Source organism: Halobacillus sp. BBL2006 (assembly GCF_000786645.1).
GTDB lineage: Bacteria > Bacillota > Bacilli > Bacillales > Halobacillaceae > Halobacillus.
This window is the reverse complement of record NZ_JRNX01000918.1, coordinates 1-567: the sequence shown is the minus strand read 5'-3', so window position 1 is coordinate 567 and position 567 is coordinate 1. Positions and strand designations below refer to the sequence as shown.

Genomic DNA, 567 nt, shown 5'->3' with positions numbered 1-567 from the left:
CACGGCGTGGGGGTTCAAGTCCCTCCACCCGCATTCATGCGGAAGTAGTTCAGTGGTAGAACACCACCTTGCCAAGGTGGGGGTCGCGGGTTCGAATCCCGTCTTCCGCTCCATTTTCAAGAGCTACTTAACTAACAATCAACACGATATTAACATAAAAATTGCCAAGCCGGGGTGGCGGAATTGGCAGACGCACAGGACTTAAAATCCTGCGGTGGGTTTCCACCGTGCCGGTTCGAGTCCGGCCCTCGGCACCATAATCTCATATGCGCCCGTAGCTCAATTGGATAGAGCGTCTGACTACGGATCAGAAGGTTAGGGGTTCGACTCCTCTCGGGCGCGCCATTATACGGGAAGTAGCTCAGCTTGGTAGAGCACTTGGTTTGGGACCAAGGGGTCGCAGGTTCGAATCCTGTCTTCCCGACCATTCCCTAATTCAATGGGGCCTTAGCTCAGCTGGGAGAGCGCCTGCTTTGCACGCAGGAGGTCAGCGGTTCGATCCCGCTAGGCTCCACCATAGTTTATTTTGATCTTTGAAAACTGAACGAACCAACCAGTACGTCAAAA

At 53.6% G+C, this 567-nt stretch carries 5 tRNA genes; all 5 read left to right on the top strand.

Going from position 1 to position 567, the window contains the following annotated elements:
- Nucleotides 1–38 precede the first annotated feature (38 nt).
- The 5 genes from LD39_RS21085 (at nucleotide 39) to LD39_RS21065 (ending at nucleotide 517) form a co-directional block, all read left to right on the top strand.
- Nucleotides 39–113 (top strand) — tRNA-Gly (locus LD39_RS21085).
- Between the two features lie 55 nt (nucleotides 114–168).
- Nucleotides 169–257, top strand: a tRNA-Leu gene (locus tag LD39_RS21080).
- Between the two features lie 11 nt (nucleotides 258–268).
- Nucleotides 269–345 (top strand) — tRNA-Arg (locus LD39_RS21075).
- Nucleotides 346–350: 5 nt separating this feature from the next.
- Nucleotides 351–427, top strand: a tRNA-Pro gene (locus LD39_RS21070).
- A gap of 14 nt (nucleotides 428–441) precedes the next feature.
- Nucleotides 442–517, top strand: a tRNA-Ala gene (locus LD39_RS21065).
- Nucleotides 518–567 lie beyond the last annotated feature (50 nt).